The following is a 15,972-nucleotide window of genomic DNA, read 5'->3' as shown; positions in this document are numbered from 1 at the left end:
CGACACCAGCCGCAAATCGAAATCCCCATAACCATCGCCTGTGGCCCGCGGGTTCCTTCCTCGGGGACTTTCGTACGCCTGCCGGCGCCCGAAACTCTTCACGAGAGCGGAAGGGCAGCTTATGGAGCTTCATAGATGAGAGCGACGTTCAAGCCACGAAGCGCCGTGAGCGTAGATCGGAGCGCTCGCGACTGCAGAACGGGAATCCCAATTTCCGTCGCAAATCTCTGGAGCTTTGTCGGCTCCTGCAACAGAGGTAGGTTAGCTTATCTCGTCAGGAATAAAGCCACCGGTTTGGTGTTTCCACAGACGGGCAAACAGGCGATCCTGTCCCACCAGTTCGTCCGGCCCGCCTTCTTCCACGATGCGTCCCTGATCGAGCACAACTATCCGCTCCATCCTGGCAATCGTGGAGAGGCGACGTGCGACGGCGATCACCGGGGTCGAGTTTGTCCGTGTGGGTTCTGTGCCCGAAAGGTAAGGCCGTAGTCACTGCCTTTACAACGAGCCGAACTGGTTGCACTGTACTGCTTCGCACCGAATTTGAGCACGGCCTTCTGCAGGAGGGATCAATGGCAGGCGTGGAATCGATATATTTCACCGTGACGGTTAGTGATAAATTTTTGAGAATAACAGACAAACTACCATTTCCCGAGCCGCCGCCGACGGAGTTTTCCCTGAAAGTCGGTGATGCCAAACGTGAGGTGGCCGTTACGACCCAAGGCAATAACGTCGGCAGTGTCGATGTCTATGTGAGCAAGAACGAGAAAGATTGGCTTGTACACGAAGAGAATATGGAGGTCGAGGCTGACACCACATACAATATTAATGACAAAGCTTTCCCGCAACCGCCACCCTCGAAGTCGAAGCAAGAAGCCGCCAAGGAAGATACCAAGAACTAACTTTGGCTCCCCCCTCCGCGGCTTAGCCGGCCGCCGCGATGTGCCAGCATGAAGCTGTTCCCGTAAGTGTTCGGGCTGCGGTTGCCGGGAAGGTTTGCATTCAAGATGATTTCTTCGGCGAAGTCAGTACTTGTGGCAAGTTCCATGATCGGGGTTTTCTTTGTAACTCCCCACATGACGTATCCCAGGTCATCAAATCCGCATCCAGTCGCGGCGGTTTCTCCTGACGTTGGATGAAAAATGAGTAGTTTTGGTTTGTCATTGCGGTAGCATTGACCTTCAAAGGCATATCCATAGACGACAGCAATCACCTCCTTGGTTGGAATTATAGGCTCGAGGTCGTCGCGTTTCTTGACAATGGACATGCGAAGTAAGTTTTCATTCAACGGCAAAGTCGCTGTTCTGTGACTAACTTTGCCCACATTATCGAAATTCAACCTGACGCCATAGAGCGTAATCTGATCCGGCAAATAGTTTTGCGCGCTCGGTGGTGCGGGAATATCGGACATGGTGCTTCTCCCTCCAGTATTGGTTGGTGATCGACCTGACCCACCGCCCGGGCCAGACGGTTTAAGTGGGTTGCCTGTCGGCGTTGGTGACTTTGGCATCCCTTTCTCCTTCAAAAAATCTCGCGCCAGGCGAAGTTGTCGACAAGGCTGTCAGCGAAGCGGTGCGCACGCCCGCTTTCGCAGGCAACAACCATCGCCTCGGCTGCTTCGCGATAGTCTAGTGCATGCGGATCAAGCTCTTCCCACGACCGCACCAGGATCTCGCCCACCAGATCGCGGGCTTCTTCCAATGCCGATTTCAATGCGAAGAGCCGGCCGTCATTGGCGGCGAGTGAGACTGAAAGCAGGTCTTCGACCTCTTCTTCGGAAAGCTCACTCCTGAGATCACGAAAGTCACGCGGATCCAGATCGGACAGCCCGCGTTCGAACAGCAGCACCTGGTAGATCTCGATAAGGATGTCGAAGAGTGCGCCCGCGAAGGGCTTGGAAAGGTCATGCACTTCCGTGCTGACGTCGCTCATCCGCAGCGAGTGGCTGAACCGTCGGACCTGCTTTTCGTCGGAGAGCTCGCCGAAGCGGTCCAGTTCGTTATTGATCAGGAGATTGCCGCGCGTGCGCCGCAAAAGCAAATCCAGCGCGGTATCGAAGTGCAGGAGCGAGATCAGCGCGATGAAATCGGCCACTGCCTCGTGATAGGCGAAGTATTCATGCGGCGGATCGAAACGGGGGACTCCCATGACGCCGAAAATCACCAGATGCCCGATCTCGTGTGCGACAGCATCGAAGTTGAGCGCGAAGGGCTGCGTGGTTCCGCGCGCCTCATCGATCCCCATCTCCAGAAAGCCGTAACCCGACTGGGCGTTGTCCCAGTTCAGCCGCGGCACAATCTCGAGACGCGGATAGGTCGGTTCGAAGAACCAGGGAATCTCGCGCCCCACATAGCTCTCGCAGATGTCGAGCACCCGCCGCACGCAAGCGTAGGCATGCGCCGCCTCGAACTCCGGTGTGCCCAGCGGAATGTTGTCGAAGTGCCCGTCTGGGCCGGCTACCGCAGGCGGCCTGAGGGCACCGGCGTAAGGAGGCAGGTAAGGAAACTGGTATGGCTGCTTTTCAAGCAACGGGTCGATCACATACATCCGTCGGTCGGCTGGCCCGGGGCCGATCGCGTCAGGCGGCGTGGAGACCCAAATCATCTCGGGCCGTTCGTAACCCTGAATGAAAGGAGGTTGGGGAAAAACAAGAAAGCGTGTTCCAAGGCGCGAAGCCGCGGATCCAACAGCCGACTGCCATCTTGCACTGGCGCCCATGCAGGCAGTCCCACCCCTCTCCTGAAAGGACAGTCTGAAGTATTCCTGTTAGATCAAAATCCATCCCGTTCCGCAAGAACAGACCCAATGTCGTCGTCCCACAGCCCGGCCGCGCCGAGATCATAGGCCCAAGCTTCGGTCAGGGTGAAAGGCGGGGTCATCGGCGCATGCGCCAGAAGTTCAGGGCAGCATGCAAGTTTCGCCAGCAAGCCGGTTGCGTCTTCGCGTTTGCGGTCGATCGCCGATCGGGGGAGCCAGTCAGCAAGCCGATCCAGGGCCGTTGCGGATTTGCTGGGCAGAGAAGATCGCGCCTCCGCGAGCAGCCTCGGATAGCTGCGATTGACGAAGTGCGTGTCGCGCGCCAGCAGTTCCAGAGATCGCCTTTCCACGGCGTTGATGATGCCTGCTCGCAATGCCCGCTTTAGCGTAAGGCGCATATTGATAAGCGCTTCGCTCAGCGCCGCCGCGCCGAGTTCAGTAGGACACATCGCTACGGCGACTTCATCGTCGTCGGCGAGCGGCGTCAACGCGTACCATCGGTAGATGAAGCCATGGCCCTGCATACCGAACGCCGCCAGTTCAGCGGCGCGGAGCGCGCCCATGCTTGCCGCCCCGAACACCGGAACTCCGTTTCCCAACGCCCACAGGATTTCCTTGTGACGAACTGCCGGTACCTTCCCGAACGAACCGTCGATGAGGATTATCGCTTTCGGTTGATAGGCTCTCATTGCGCGGACGATCGAACCCTGTTCGGCGGGCGGTAGATAAACGGCGTCGAGGATGGCTGCCGCTTGGGCACGCGGCAGTGTCGGTCCGAGGAAAATGACCGGCTTGTCCACCATCCCTATCCTCTGATGAGGTCTTTGAGCGGAGGGGCGACGAGACGGACAATCTCGATATCGGGATCCGTGCTGCTATGGAGCGGCACGACAAGGGCCGCCTGCGCTCCGGCGCGCCTTAGCGATTTGAGAACGGCGTCGAGCTTGCTGGCGCCCGAGGTCGGTCCGACGCTATCGGCGGGAAGCGCGGTGGCGTTCCCTGGCACCCGGAACGAGCGTCGACGCGTGTCCAGGTCCACTCGGTCGTACCACTCGGGATAAGCGGCACGTGTAATATCTTCACGGGCACCGGCGAGCGCGGTTACCCGGGCCTGTGCCGCCTCCATCAGTGCCTTGGCCAAGGCGCCATCATGGGTAAAGTCGCACGCAAACCCCTCGCCCGGCAGCGGCGCAATCTCCTGATGCGCTTCCGATTCCATTACGGCGCAGCGAAAGACCGGCAAATCATGATCGCCTGGGACGAGCCATATTCCCGCAACGAGATCCGCGGCTGCGAGGCTTGCCAGAATTCGCGACGAACGCGGACCGCCAATACGGGCGGGGTCGATACGAATTTCCGGAAAGGAACGTGGATACCGCTTGGCGCCTGCGATGCTCGCGCGCTCGATGATTTCTAGCGCTGCATGGGTGATCGCGGAAACTAGCGTTTGCCCGGCGGCGAGTCCGCGCGTGGATCGGGGAAACGCCACGGGATGCGGGGACGGAAGCGTGTAGATGGTATCGACCAGGGGGAGAGGAACTGGCAGCACCCGGCCGGTGAAAATATCATAACCGTCGGTCCACTGGAGTTGCAGTTGATCCCAGCCGGCGTCGAAGTCATGGACTCGGCAGCCGGCATAGAGGGCCCGAATCTCTTCCCCCAGAACGCGCGCGCTTGCGATCCTGATGCGCTCATGCGAGACCTGCTCCGCTGCCCATCCTTCGAGCGCTTCCATCAGCGCCCCGGCCGCTGCCTCTATGAGGGTTTCACCCTTGCCCTGGGAGACAGCGTTGGAGAGCGACAATGGCCGCACGGCTTGAGCAACCGCCACGCCGGCGCGATCAAGGCGGGTCAACGATCCGATCCGCGTTATGCCAAAACGTCTCCGGACGGAGAAAAGCCCGCGGGCGAGCTTCTCGGTGGCTGCGGAGTCTGTGCACTGGGCATCGCCAAGGGCGGAGAGTTCGCGGTCGAGCCTAAGACCGATCTCATTCGCAGGAATGGCAAGCGCCTGCGCAAAGCCGGTGTCGGACTTCACAGCCGGAGCCGATCGAGGTCCAGCCGCACGCGTGACGCCAGGGGTGCGGCCCGCTGTTCGGTGCTGACTTCGAGCGCTCGGCGAAGGTCGGCCACCACCGCCTCCTGCGATTCGCCAAGGGTATGACGGAGCACAGCGCGCTGCCGTAGCAACTCAGCAAGCCAGAACACTTGCCCACTGCCGGTCGAAGCCGCGATGATGCTATCCAGTATCGACAAGGCCTCGTCGTTGCGTCCAGCGCGTTCGAACAACTCCGAACGCATGCCCTCAAAAACGGGGGCACCCTCGTAGGTCGCGATCTCGCGCCAGCGTGTCAGCTCGGTTTCGAATGCCATTACGCCAGCTGCCGCGTCCCCGCTCATACCCTGCGCCCAGGCACGGAACAGCGCCGCCTTGGCGAGTACACCCGGCGTTGCCCGCCCGAGTTCTCCGATCCTTTCGGAGACCGCAATCACACCGGGATGGTCGTTTCGATATCGTTTCAGCTCGATCTCGAACTCCAGTGCATGCAACATGCTGTTCGGATGATTGATGTGCTCGGCCCATCGTTTGGCAGCGATTATACTTTCGGAAGCCCCATTGTCGTCGCCTACGAACCACAGGGAGAACGCACGTTCGCCCAGGCCGCAGACCTTGGCGTCATGACCTCCGTAACGGCCGCGGTTGAAACATGCGCGATCCTCGTCGTAAAGAACGAGACCCTGCTCGACGCATTTTAGGCAGTGCGAATGCAGCCCGGCATCAATGTTGGTCGCCCATGCGCAATGCAGCGACTGAAGCCGGACCTCAGGATCTGCAGAGCCTTCAAGGTCCTGCACGAGGATGTCGGATCTTGCGCGCTGTGTCTGGTAGTCGGGCGCAGTGAACCACCAACCCCAGTAAAGCGGGAACCATTCTGCACGATCCCGATCCTTAACCGTGGCGCACAGCGATACGCCGCGCTCATAGATCGCACGCGCTTGCTTGCTGCCTCTACCGAAAAGCGCTGCAACGACCGGCCCGCGAACTGTGAGGAGGCGAAGCAGCTGCTCATTCGACTCGGCATTCCTGCCGGCCTGAGCGAGTTGTTTCTCAGCGAAATCCAGCAGGTTTTCTGCCTCCTGCATTGCTGACCGAACATCGCAAGCCTCTGCCGCCTGAATAGCGTGGCGCGCCGCCTGCACAGGCTGTCCGGCCTGCCCGAAATGCCATGCCATCGTCTCGTCGGAGAGCGGCGGAACAACACCTGATTGAATGAGATTTACAACGCTTGTGTGGATTTCCTGCCGCTCGGATTTCAGGAGGCTTTCGTAGGCCGCTTCCTGGATCAGCACGTGGCGGAAGCGAATTTCCATACCGCCAGACTTCCGACGGACAATCCCGGCTTGGACAAGACCTTCGATTGCTTCGTCCAGAGGTATGGCAAGAGGCCCAAGTTCAAGCACACAAGCCAGCAGTTTCCGTCGGAACTGTCGCCCCAGGACGCTTGCGATTTGGGCGACACGTCTCAATGGCCCCAAGCTGGCGAGGCGGGCTGCGAGAAGATCCCGGAGATCCAGAATGCTATCCGCACGAAGCAACGCCTCCAATCCGGCCCGATCGGGCAAGCCAGCCTTCGCTCGTTCACGGATCCAAAGCGCCAGCTGTTCGGCAAACAGGGGCACGCCATCGCTCTTCTCGTAGATAAAGGCGACCAGTTCATCTGGTGGCGAATAATCCTCCCAGATCGTGCTGAGCAGCTCCGCGGTAGCTTGAGCAGTCAGGCCAGACAAGGCGACGGCAAGCACGTTTGGATCGCCGAAACCGTCCGGCGCGATAGCCTCGCGCGACGTAACTACGGCAAGAATCGGCCGTGTTTCGATCCACCGGTTCAGCTTGGCGACAAGTGCTTTGGTGAGCGTGTCTGCCCAGTGAACGTCCTCGATTATCAGGAGGAGCGGTCCAAGAACGGACGGCGACGTCAGAAGTGACAGCATGGCCTCGACAACACGCGCCCTGATCTCCTCGTTCGAGAGATCGACCTGCCAGGCTTGGCCAGCGCCCCCCTCCGTCTCGCCCGCGACAAGGAATGTGATGATCTCGGCATTCAACGCGCCAAGTTCCGAGCCATGTGACCGCAGGTAGCGCGTGACCGCATCCCGATCCGGGTCGGGGTTGCCGGTAGTGTCTGCGATTGCCTTTCTGAGAGGTTCTAGAAACGGGTGCAGCGGTTCCGAATTGCCGCGCGGCTGACATTGAAACACCAGTATCCGCACACCCTTAGCGGCAAGATCACGGCGGAACTCGGCGATCAGCCGGGATTTTCCGATCCCGGGGTCGCCATGGAGAAGAATGAACTGGCCATTGCCGTTTGCGGCTCTAACCCAACGCCGGCCACACAATTCAAGCTCGTCTTCGCGACCGATTAGCGGCGCGGAAACGCGCCGATACGCTGTGAAGCGGTCGAACTGCTGCCGGCGAGTTAATGGCCGCCACAAAAGTACCGGTTCGCCAAATCCTTTCAGGTGCCTTGGACCGATCTCCTCGAATTCGAACGCGCCCATGGTAAGCCGATAGGTGGCTTCTGCGACAGCAACACTGTTCGGCGCTGCTTCGGACTGGATGCGCGCAGCCAGTGCCGGCGCGACGCCAATAATCTCGGTGGCGCCCGGAAGGTTCGTTTTCGAAGCGTCAGCGATGACGACCACACCTGTGGTGATGCCGACCCTTACCTTGAGGCTGGATTCGGACTGTCTCGCCAGTTTCTCGCACCACTCGACAATTTCGATTGCCGACGCGACCGCACATTCGGCGGCATCTTCCCTGGACTCGGGAAAGCCGAAATAGGCGCAGCCGCCGTCGCCATGAACCCGCTCGAGGTAGCCATTGTAGTCGCTGATCAATGCAGCCGCTCCATTGTGGAGCGAACGTTGCATAGCGCCGAATTCTTCGGGGTCCAGCTGATTTAGCAGAGTGGTCGAACCAACAATGTCATAGTACAGCGCGGTCACATGCCTGCGCTCCCCTGCAAGCGACCCGGTCTGAACTCGTTCCCTGGTGGTCATCGGACGTCCTGCAACACGCTGAGAGAGCCACGCGGCTTTCTCGGATGTTATCGAAGCTCCATCGTGAGCACTAAGTCTTAGAATAGTCCCATTGGCAACGGCATAATGTGTTCCTAGCCCACCCGTCTGCTATCCGTTCGCAATCCAGTCGTGATCATCAACGCGGGCTTTCAGTTCGCTGCAACGACAGGAATGGGGTGCCTCTAGCCTAACAGGAGTGTCGGCTGGAGGAGCGCGCGTGCGATCCACGTTTGGCGCAATCACGTCTCTAGCGCGCTCACTGGCAACGTCCGCTTCCGGGATAGGGCCGCGTCTCCGGAATGTCTTAGATGAGGCGCGAAGCGGTCATTCGCCATGCGATGGTCAGAGGTCCTTTTCGGGTCATGAGCGTTAGTTCTGTGGACGCCGCCTTTCGGGAAAGCGATCCGGCGTCAGGAAGGTCCGGAATGGGTCCAGATCACCAGCAACAGGTGCAAATTTGCCAGACTACAATCTGGACATTTCGGACAATCCGTACTATCTAGGGCGAGAAATATGGTGCCAATGGTGGTCGTTATGAACGCTCGCAACTCGGCAGTTCGCGCAGATGCAAAGGTCGATCGTGAGACGGTCGCTGACATTCTCGATGTGTTATCGCGACGCCATCCAGGAATATCCAAGTCCGCTCTAAAAGCCGCCGGCAAGGCGGTCGCCGCCCTGACGGCGGTTACGTCTCGTCTGTCCCCTGCCGAGCAGCGCCAGATCGCTGCGCACGAACAGGCACTGGCGAGAGCAGTGGAGAATGTGGTTACGGAGCTCGCCCGACCCAGTAAGATACTTGCTCCAGTAGAGGTCGAAAAGCCCGTGGAGGTCAGCCAGGGCGCAGGCCGCGGGAAGGTCTTTGATCTTGAAGAGGGCCGGCTGCGCCTCGCTGAATATGCAACGCCGACACGCCTTGAGGATTGGGCTGGTCCTGTCGCCGGTCCCGGCGAGATCGAAAAGATATTCGGGACGAAGCGTTCGACCCTGCACGATTGGCAAAGGCGCGGAGCCGTGATCGGACTGCTCAAGGGCGAGCGGAAGCACGTATTTCCGCTCGCCCAATTCGTCGACGGTCGTCCTGTTGAGGACATGGCCCGGATCACGAAGATCATCGGGAATCCTCGTGCGACATGGCTGTGGCTGACCCAGCAGCATGTGAGCGACACCGGCGAAACTCCGCTCGACCGACTCAAGGCTGGGCGCATCGATGAGGTCGTCGCTGACGCCGAGTTCGATTTCGGCTGATCGTGGAGCTTGACGCCGAAATCGTCGCGGACCTGGCAATCAGGTTCCAGCCGCAACACTACCTGCGGGCAATACGACAGGAGTGCGCAGCTACTCCATTGGGCATGGGGTTCGGACAATCGCGCTTCGCAAGCCCCGACCGGTCCTTCATGGTCCTCTACATTGCTCGCGACCTGGCGACGGCGATCGCCGAGACGATTATTCGCGACCGGTTCGAGGGAAAATCTTACCGCATGCTGCATCTCTCGGAAATCGCTGGCTGGGCCGTGTCCGAAGTCTCTGCTACGTCGCCCCTGACGGTGATCGACGTCCGGACCACCGGCCTGCTGCGGCTTGGGATCAGCACCGACGCTGCACGTGCCAAACAACAGGAGGAAGGCCGGAAGCTGAGCCAGGCTCTCTTTAACGGGTTCGCAGTTGACGGGATCCTCTACAATCCGCGGCTGACCGGAGCGGAATGCGTGGCGGTCTACGACCGCGCCGTTGAGGGCAGGCTCAAGGCCCGACGGGCCACGGCGCTCGAACGGCATGCCGAACTCGTGCCGGCGTTGAGGCAGCTGAACGTTCGGGTTATCCGCGGCGACCTTTCGTAAGGAGCCGTCGGGCTATCTCTAACCTAGATCACTCGTGCTGCGCAACGCGAGCGCTGGCGCGTGACGCAGGATGGCATGAAAACATCACATCTGGAGCAATGGCTGAGAGGGTTTAAGGCAGAAGTCTCGAAAACTTCCGCACCTGGAACGGTACACGCCTACATTGCTAGACGGCACGCCTCTGTTCCGGCAAAGCTGCGAATCGCGGGGCCACTGGCAATCCGCAGGTCGGTGGGTTCAGGCAATGCTCATTGAAAGATGGGCCGCCGACTTTCCTTTGGCCGTAAAGCTCGGCGGGTGTCGCTCTCAATTGCCGTCTCAAATTGATCGGCGGGACGTGGCGACGCGGATGGCTGTCACACGCTGCCATTCGGAAGCACCAGCGTCGTCGGCGCCTTGCTTTTGGTCGGAACAGAACACTTGCCTTTGGGTGATCACCCGTCATGACTACGGATGAAGCAGAACAGGGTGTTCGCTACTTTTGCACAAAATGGGCTGAAGAGCGCGGGCTTCCTCATCCGCCAGAGAATCCAAGATTTTCCGATTTCTTTTCTTGGCTTGAGCAGAAGTCGCCGGGCCACTTGAAATTCCGAAGCAGCACTTCGGTGCAGGACGACGTCGAGCGATGATTCATCGACGAATTCAAGCAAGGTTGGCGCTACTAGCAAGCGATTTCCGGAGAGGCCGGTGCCGTGCTCCGGGCCACCTTCCGCGATTACGCCATACCCACTTCACTTGCCTCTGTTAGCTTCTTCCTGCGGCGGGAGACCCCAATCCCGCCTGGCCGGCGCCTAACAGGCAAATCTACCCCAACGCCCCCCAAACGGCGCCGGCCACCTTCCCGCGAGCGACTGTCAGCCGCTCTAGTGGATCCCGCCAGGAGGTTGTAGATCGAGCGTTCCTTGACGTTTATATGCTGCCCAAGCCTCGGCAGGCACTGCCGAATCCGCCCGGGCCAGCCAGTCCGCGCGCTCAGTCTCGGTAAGTGAATTCCACCAATGCATGCCGGCTATTTCAGCAGCAGTCGGATTCCGGTTCGGTTCGTCTGCCATTTTCTTATCCTTGCATAAGACTTGAGTGGCGCAGGCCCGCAACTATCAGAACGGCCAAAAGCCGGCCAAAAAAGCCGGCATTTTGGAGTGCGCCCCTGAGGGTGGACAGATCGGGATGTGTGCATTGACCAGCCTTCCGGGTTTTCGGAGAGAGAACCCATGGCAAAGCACCGCAGTCACAGCATCGAGTTCAAACGCCAGGTCGCGCAGGAGTTCATCGCCGGCGAGACGCTGCACGGCTTGGCTAATGCGCAACCTGATCCGCATCTGGGTGCGCAAATATGAGCAAGGAGCGTTCGACGATGATGCGCAGGCCGCTGACCTGATCCAGGAATACGAAGCCCGGATCGCAGCGCTCGAACGGTTGGTCGGTAAGCAGGCTCTGGAACTGTGTTTCTAAAAGGGGGCTCTGAGAAACGCACCGCGGCCGAGAAGCGGGACTACATCCGTCATCACCGGCCCTGCGGCATCAGCGTTGCCGAAGGATGCCGGTTGATGGGAATCGCGCGCTCCACCTACTACGATCCCCTGGAGAACGCGGCCGACGACACCGCGATCGTCGAGGCAATGTTCTCGATCAGCGACGAGTTCGAGTTCTACGGTTATCGCCGTGTCGGCGCTGCGCTGCGTCAGCAAGGCCTCGTCGTGAACCACAAGAAGATCCGGCGCCTGATGCACGAGCATGATCTGCAGCCCAGGATCAGGCGGCGCTTCGTGGCCAGCACCGACAGCGATCATGATGGCCCGATCTTCCCCAACCTGGCCAGGGACATCGTTGCAACCGGCCCGAACCAGCTCTGGGTCTCCGACATAACCTATGTCGCGCTGCCGACCCGCTTCGTCTACGTCGCAGTCATTCTCGACGCCTGGTCGCGCATGATCGCCGGCTACGCCAGTGGCCGATCGATCGATGCGCGGCTGACGATGGCAGCGTTGAAGGCGGCCATTGAACGGCGCCAGCCGCCGTCCGGCTGCATTCATCATTCCGATCGGGGCTCCCAATACGCTGCGCAGATTTACCGCGAAGCGCTGGAAACAAACGGCCTGACGGGCTCGATGGGCCGCAGAGGCAATCCTTACGACAACGCCAAGGCGGAGAGCTTCAGTGAAGACGCTGAAGGTCGAGGCGGTCTACCCGATGGCCTTCGAAACCTTCGACGACGTCATTGATCACCTTCCCCGCTTCATCGAGGAGGTCTACAACAAACGCAGGCTCCATTCGGCGCTCGGATATCTGAGCCCGCAGCAGTTCGAGGATCAACACATCCGGCAGACTGGCAAATCAGCAGCCTGACGCCGTCTATGACTTTATCAATGCGACCGATGAAATGGCGAGCCGGTTCGAGCTGTGCGCGGTCCCGCGGTGGCGCTATGGCGAAGAATATCTGGCGCTCCTCGACAGTCTCGAGGCGGCCCTGCCGCTCGCCAAAAGCTCCGACCTGTCGGAGGAAGAAATGGCGCGCAAGATCTTTTCGCTCTCGGAGGGCCTGATCGGCGAGGTCGTCGCCATCCTCACCAAGGCGGCGGTGGTCGCCGTCCGATCCGGCGCCGAGTGCATCTCGATGGCGATGATCGATCGGTTAGGCCACATTCCACTCTCGGCCCGTCGTCAGGCGCCGGTGCGCGAAGCCCTGCTATAGCGGCTATGACCGGCACGGCCGAGTTCGCGATCGAAGTGCAGTCGCACTACCGGGAGATTCATTCCGACCGCTGGCCAGTCGTGGTCGTGCCGCAAGCGGATGAGCTGCTATCGAGCTGGCTCAATCGCCTGGCGTTCGCCAATGGCATCGCACCGCGCCATTTTGCCGACGTTTTCGGGATAGACGGCGGCATGTGGTCGGCGCGGCTCGATGTTGCGTCCTGGCCGAGCCGGGATCAACGGCCGTCGGAAGGCTGAGGAGTCGCGCGATCAGCGAACTCTTTGCGAGAAAGCCCTTGGCGGCCTCCATGCGGAGCATGTCATGAAGGCAGCGCTCGAAACGCCGCGTTGCCGCTTTCACGCTGACTTTCGCGGCTGTTCTCAGGTCGAAATGGCAAGTGGCGCAATGATGCTGCGGAATAAGGCCCGATTGATTAAATGCTGCAGTGCCGCTGCCGCAAGACGGACACCGGTCACGCAGCCCGCAGCCGTGCATCGGGCAGGAGATACTGCTCGCCATCCGCCACCGCCGGCGGAAGTAAGGCGCCAAATCGGAGGTGAGGCCGCTGCCGGATGGCGCGGCGCGCCTGCTTCATCACTATTCCGGAGTTGCGCGAGACCACTGAGGGCAGAATTGCAGCCAGGTCGAGCGCCCTCGGTGGCCGGTCTGGCGCAGTGGTAGCAGGAGGCGCGTGCGCTCATCCTGCGCAAGGGTCATTGCAGCCAAAGTGCGCTGATCAACCTATCTTCAGCCGCGCGCATCCGCTGTTTCGACCAAATAGCAGAAGAATGTCACGATCATCTGACGGCCGGGACGGAGGCTTTCGAAATCATCTTCTGGCGTCAGCGCATTCTCGCCGCCGGTAGCCTTGCTGCAGCCTTGCAACCGCTCTGCCAGTGGATGCGCAAGCGTGTCATGATCGAGGACGAAGCTCCCCAAAGGACGATTGATATCCAGGGCGTCGATCTTTCTGCCCTGATTGGCGCTTATCGACGTGTTAGAGAACGGCAGTTAGGTGGTCATGGTACCAGAGCATATCGGCCTGTTGGAGGCCGAGCTGACATATCTGGCGTTTGATTGACAGACAGTGGTTCAGGCTGTGTCGAAATGCGATTTTGAAAGAGACGATGAGATTGACCGTATCCGTGCCCGCCTGGAATCGCTGGCTGCGGAGCGACGAGCCCTTGAAGCAAGACTTGTCGAGCTTGATCAGCCACAGGCACTGCTCCCCTTGGCGGACCTGTCCGCGCCTTTCGCCGAAGCCGCGCCGGTCACCAATGCGTCAACGGCGGTAGACAAAATTGCTCTGTTCCGCCGCCTATTTGCTGGCCGATCGGACGTGCATCCGGTCCGCTGGGAAAACAGGAAGGCGGGGCGGTCGGGCTATGCGCCGGCCTGCGCCAATGAGTGGGTGAAGGGAATCTGCGGCAAGCCGCGGGTAAAATGTGGCGAATGTCCACGTCAGGCCTTCATTCCGGTCTCCGACGACGTAATTGAAAACCATCTGCGTGGCGCGACCGGGTCGCGACGCGGCTCCGAGAACTTCGTTGCCGGGGTCTACCCGCTGCTGCTCGACGAAACCTGCTGGTTCCTGGCGGCTGATTTCGACGGCGAGAGTTGGTCCGCGGATGCAATCGCCATGATGGAAACTTGCGATGCCAAGGGCATTGATTCCGCGCTCGAGCGGTCGCGGTCCGGCAATGGCGGGCATCTCTGGATTTTCTTCTCCGAACCGATCCCGGCGCGCTCCGCGCGACAGCTCGGCTCCCTCCTCGTGACCGAGACCATGGAGCGACGCCCGGAAATCGGCTTTGCTTCTTACGACCGCTTCTTTCCAAGCCAGGACACCATGCCTATTGGCGGATTCGGGAACCTCATCGCCCTTCCGCTGCAGCGGCGCGCGCGGGAACAGGGCAACAGCGTCTTTGTCGATCGAGATCTGCGTCCCTATGCCGACCAGTGGGCGTTCCTGTCGTCATTGCCGCTTCTGCCCGCCGACGCGGTGAGCCGCTTGGTAGACGAGGCGGAGATGCGGGGCCGCGTGCTCGGCGTGCGATTGCCGGTCGAGGACGAAGCAGCGGATGAGCCCTGGCGGATGACGCCTTCCAGGCGTGCTCCGATCGTAGTCACCGAGCCGCTGCCAGACCGAATCAAGATCGTGCTCGCGGATCAGGCCTATGTCGAACGCACCGGCCTGCCCGCCACCATGGTGGCGCGGCTCATTCGGTTGGCTGCTTTCCAGAATCCGGAGTTCTATCGCGCCCAGGCCATGCGCCTGTCGACCTTCGGCAAACCCCGGATCATTTCCTGCGCGGAGGTGCATCCGAGTCATGCCGGCCTGCCGCGCGGCTGTCTGGACGAGGTGATCGGCCTGATCCGGAATCACGGCGGTGACGTCGACCTGGAGGATCGCCGGGAATCGGGAGCTTCGCTTCCCGAAGGCACACGGTTTCTCGGCGCGCTGAGGGGCAGGCAGGTCGAAGCCAATGAAGCGCTGGCGGCGCACGACTTTGGCGTGCTAGCTGCCGCCACGGCATTCGGCAAGACGGTCGTCACCGCGGCACTGATCGCGCAGCGCGCCCGCAACACGCTGATCCTCGTGCACCGCCGAGAACTGCTCGCCCAGTGGGTCGAACGTCTGAAAGCCTTCCTCGCAATTGACCCGCAGCATATCGGCGTCATTGGCGGCGGGCGCCGCAAACCGACAGGCATTATCGACATCGCGCTTATCCAGAGCCTTGTCCGGCGCGGCGAAGTTTCGGATCTGGTGGCCGACTACGGCCATCTCGTCGTAGACGAGTGCCATCATCTGTCCGCAGCAAGCTTCGAGCTGGTGGCGCGGCGCGCCAAGGCGAAATACGTCCTCGGCCTGTCGGCGACTGTCGCGCGCAAGGACGGGCACCATCCGATCATCTTCATGCAATGCGGACCGGTCCGGTATCGCGCGAGTGCGCGCCACCAGGCAATCGAAAGCACATTGAGCCACCGTGTCCTGGAACGACCGACCACATTCCAGCTTCCGCTTTCCCTTGCGAACATGGAACGCCCCTCGATGCCAGCAATCTATGCCGCGCTTGCTGTGGACGAGCCCCGCAACGATCTGATCTTCGACGACGTGCTGAAGGCGCTGGAAGCGGGGCGGTCGCCGGTCGTGCTGACCGAACGGCGGGATCATCTCGAACGCTTGCAGGCGCGATTTGCCAAGTTTGCTCGCAATCTCGTGGTCCTGCGCGGCGGCATGAAGGCTGCGGACCGCAATGCGGCCGAGGCTGCCCTTCGCGTATCGGACGATCAGGAACGGCTCATTCTGGCGACAGGCCGCTATCTCGGAGAAGGCTTTGACGACCATCGGCTCGACACGCTGTTCCTGACCATGCCGATCTCGTGGAAGGGGACGCTCGCCCAGTATGTCGGGCGCCTGCATCGCGAACATCAGGGCAAGTCCGACGTTCTCGTCTATGATTATGTCGACGGGGCCGTGCAGGTTCTGGCGCGTATGGCCGCGAAGCGGCGGACCGGATATCGGACCCTTGGCTACCGTCTGGAATAGCGTCGGTCAGGGTCTATCGACGATGTTGCCGCGTTCGTGCGACGATATGGCGG

General features: G+C 60.5%; 14 protein-coding genes and 2 pseudogenes. 10 read left to right on the top strand and 6 right to left on the bottom strand.

All coding sequences use genetic code 11. The features are described from left to right. Positions 1–261: 261 nt before the first annotated feature. Positions 262–438 (bottom strand): annotated as a pseudogene (locus NKJ94_RS30545) (hypothetical protein); the annotation flags it as partial. 134 nt (positions 439–572) lie between these two features. Here NKJ94_RS30545 and NKJ94_RS30540 point away from each other — a divergent pair. After that, positions 573–902, top strand: coding sequence for a hypothetical protein (locus tag NKJ94_RS30540; protein WP_352530591.1), 330 nt, complete (start codon positions 573–575; stop codon positions 900–902). Here the strand turns inward: NKJ94_RS30540 and NKJ94_RS30535 are convergent. The 5 genes from NKJ94_RS30535 to NKJ94_RS30515 all read right to left on the bottom strand — a co-directional run bounded on the left by NKJ94_RS30535 (position 899) and on the right by NKJ94_RS30515 (position 7,818). Continuing rightward, positions 899–1,411, bottom strand: coding sequence for a hypothetical protein (locus NKJ94_RS30535; RefSeq protein WP_352530587.1), 513 nt, complete (start codon positions 1,409–1,411; stop codon positions 899–901). The genes NKJ94_RS30540 and NKJ94_RS30535 overlap by 4 nt on opposite strands. 110 nt (positions 1,412–1,521) lie before the next feature. Beyond that, positions 1,522–2,718, bottom strand: coding sequence for a gluzincin family metallopeptidase (locus tag NKJ94_RS30530; protein WP_352530585.1), 1,197 nt, complete (start codon positions 2,716–2,718; stop codon positions 1,522–1,524). A gap of 53 nt (positions 2,719–2,771) precedes the next feature. Further along, positions 2,772–3,560 carry a TfuA-like protein gene (locus NKJ94_RS30525; protein ID WP_352530583.1) on the bottom strand — a complete coding sequence of 263 codons (789 nt, stop codon included), beginning with the start codon at positions 3,558–3,560 and terminating at the stop codon, positions 2,772–2,774. Between the two features lie 2 nt (positions 3,561–3,562). Next, positions 3,563–4,795: a YcaO-like family protein gene (locus NKJ94_RS30520; RefSeq protein WP_352530581.1), complete on the bottom strand. Its 1,233-nt coding sequence runs from the start codon at positions 4,793–4,795 to the stop codon at positions 3,563–3,565. Then, positions 4,792–7,818 carry an ATP-binding protein gene (locus NKJ94_RS30515; RefSeq protein ID WP_352530579.1) on the bottom strand — a complete coding sequence of 1,009 codons (3,027 nt, stop codon included), beginning with the start codon at positions 7,816–7,818 and terminating at the stop codon, positions 4,792–4,794. The genes NKJ94_RS30520 and NKJ94_RS30515 overlap by 4 nt, the downstream gene beginning before the upstream one ends. A 555-nt stretch (positions 7,819–8,373) precedes the next feature. Here NKJ94_RS30515 and NKJ94_RS30510 point away from each other — a divergent pair. The 9 genes and pseudogenes from NKJ94_RS30510 (at position 8,374) to NKJ94_RS30470 (ending at position 15,919) form a co-directional block, all read left to right on the top strand. Beyond that, entirely contained in the window at positions 8,374–9,084 is a 711-nt protein-coding gene (locus tag NKJ94_RS30510; protein WP_352530577.1) for an antitoxin Xre/MbcA/ParS-like domain-containing protein, read from the top strand. A 104-nt stretch (positions 9,085–9,188) separates the two neighbouring features. Further along, complete coding sequence (locus tag NKJ94_RS30505; RefSeq protein ID WP_352530595.1) at positions 9,189–9,677, top strand: RES family NAD+ phosphorylase; 489 nt, start codon at positions 9,189–9,191, stop codon at positions 9,675–9,677. Between the two features lie 1,211 nt (positions 9,678–10,888). Beyond that, entirely contained in the window at positions 10,889–11,014 is a 126-nt protein-coding gene (locus NKJ94_RS30500; RefSeq protein ID WP_352530575.1) for a hypothetical protein, read from the top strand. Then, entirely contained in the window at positions 10,977–11,129 is a 153-nt protein-coding gene (locus NKJ94_RS30495; RefSeq protein ID WP_352530573.1) for a hypothetical protein, read from the top strand. Before NKJ94_RS30500 ends, NKJ94_RS30495 begins: the two co-directional genes overlap by 38 nt. After that, positions 11,120–11,899 (top strand): IS3 family transposase, encoded by a 780-nt coding sequence (locus NKJ94_RS30490; RefSeq protein WP_352530571.1) that lies wholly within the window; start codon positions 11,120–11,122, stop codon positions 11,897–11,899. The genes NKJ94_RS30495 and NKJ94_RS30490 overlap by 10 nt, the downstream gene beginning before the upstream one ends. Next, on the top strand, positions 11,868–12,023 hold the full coding sequence (locus tag NKJ94_RS30485; protein ID WP_352456134.1) for an IS3 family transposase: 156 nt from the start codon (positions 11,868–11,870) through the stop codon (positions 12,021–12,023). Before NKJ94_RS30490 ends, NKJ94_RS30485 begins: the two co-directional genes overlap by 32 nt. A gap of 1 nt (position 12,024) precedes the next feature. Next, a pseudogene (locus NKJ94_RS30480) lies at positions 12,025–12,369 on the top strand (TniB family NTP-binding protein); the annotation flags it as partial. A gap of 5 nt (positions 12,370–12,374) precedes the next feature. Then, the gene (locus tag NKJ94_RS30475) at positions 12,375–12,626 is read left to right on the top strand and encodes a TniQ family protein (RefSeq protein ID WP_352530569.1); all 252 of its coding nucleotides are present in this window, start codon (positions 12,375–12,377) and stop codon (positions 12,624–12,626) included. A gap of 974 nt (positions 12,627–13,600) precedes the next feature. Beyond that, positions 13,601–15,919, top strand: a complete 2,319-nt coding sequence (locus NKJ94_RS30470; protein ID WP_352530567.1) for a TOTE conflict system archaeo-eukaryotic primase domain-containing protein — start codon at positions 13,601–13,603, stop codon at positions 15,917–15,919. Positions 15,920–15,972: the final 53 nt, after the last annotated feature.

Origin of the sequence: Mesorhizobium sp. M0060 (genome assembly GCF_040323155.1) — a bacterium.
In the GTDB taxonomy this organism is placed as follows: domain Bacteria; phylum Pseudomonadota; class Alphaproteobacteria; order Rhizobiales; family Rhizobiaceae; genus Mesorhizobium.
The sequence above is the reverse complement of the archived record's forward strand: the minus strand, read 5'-3'. Positions and strand labels throughout refer to the sequence as shown.